Origin of the sequence: Vibrio sp. Vb1755 (assembly GCF_033338635.1) — a bacterium.
Classification (GTDB): domain Bacteria; phylum Pseudomonadota; class Gammaproteobacteria; order Enterobacterales; family Vibrionaceae; genus Vibrio; species Vibrio alginolyticus.
Map to the genome: position 1 here is coordinate 1 of NZ_JAWOTA010000348.1, position 1,056 is coordinate 1,056.

A 1,056-nucleotide genomic window follows, 5' to 3' on the forward strand; every position below is an offset into this window, starting at 1 on the left:
CTTCGAGTCTGATTATTATTTCTGAGTCAATCACACAAGCGGTTTCTATCTCTAACTACTACGGCCCTGAGCACTTAATTGTGCAAACGAAGAACCCGCGTGAGCTACTTCCACTACTAGATAATGCGGGCTCAATCTTTCTTGGCGATTGGTCTCCTGAATCTGCAGGTGATTATGCGTCGGGAACTAACCACGTGCTTCCAACTTACGGGTATACTCGTACTTACTCAAGCCTTGGCCTTGCCGACTTTTCTAAACGAATGACAGTGCAAGAGTTATCGGCTGAAGGTTTACAGAATCTCGCTCCGACTGTGGTTACGATGGCGGAGGCGGAAGGTCTCGACGCTCACAAACGTGCAGTCACCATCCGAGTAGAAAAGCTGACCAAAAATAGATAATAAGAGAGTAAAGAGATGGAAAAGCTAGCACGCAAACAAGTTCAAGAATTAACCCCGTATTTATCTGCTCGCCGAATTGGCGGCACGGGTGACGTTTGGCTCAACGCCAATGAATCTCCATTTAATAATGAGTACAAAACGGATTTTGCTCGCCTAAACCGCTACAGCGAATGCCAGCCAAAAGCGCTTATTTCTGCTTACGCTGCCTACGCGGGTGTAAAGCCAGAACAGACGCTTACTTCTCGTGGCGCTGACGAAGGTATCGAGCTGTTAGTTCGCGCTTTCTGTGAGCCAGGACAAGACGCGATTTTGTACTGTCCGCCGACTTACGGTATGTACGCAATCAGTGCTGAAACCATTGGTGTTGAACGTAAGACTGTACCGCTAACATCGGATTGGCAGCTTGACCTTGCTGGCATCGAATCCAATCTCGATAACGTCAAGCTGGTTTTTGTTTGTTCACCAAACAACCCAACCGGCAACCTCGTTAAGCGTGAAGATATTGTCTCTCTGCTTGAGATGACAAAAGACCGAGCAATCGTGGTCATGGACGAAGCGTATATCGATTTTTGCCCTGAGGCGTCAACGGTGGATTTGTTATCTCAGTATCCAAATCTTGCGATTCTACGTACGTTATCAAAAGCGTTTGCGCTTGCAG

2 protein-coding genes are annotated in these 1,056 nt (G+C 47.3%); both read left to right on the top strand.

The window, feature by feature from the left end:
* On the top strand, nt 1-398 hold a 398-nt coding region (locus tag R7E00_RS25040; RefSeq protein WP_318124914.1), incomplete at its 5' end, for a histidinol dehydrogenase.
* A gap of 15 nt (nt 399-413) precedes the next feature.
* The coding region (locus R7E00_RS25045) for an aminotransferase class I/II-fold pyridoxal phosphate-dependent enzyme (protein ID WP_318124915.1) at nt 414-1,056 on the top strand (643 nt) is incomplete at its 3' end.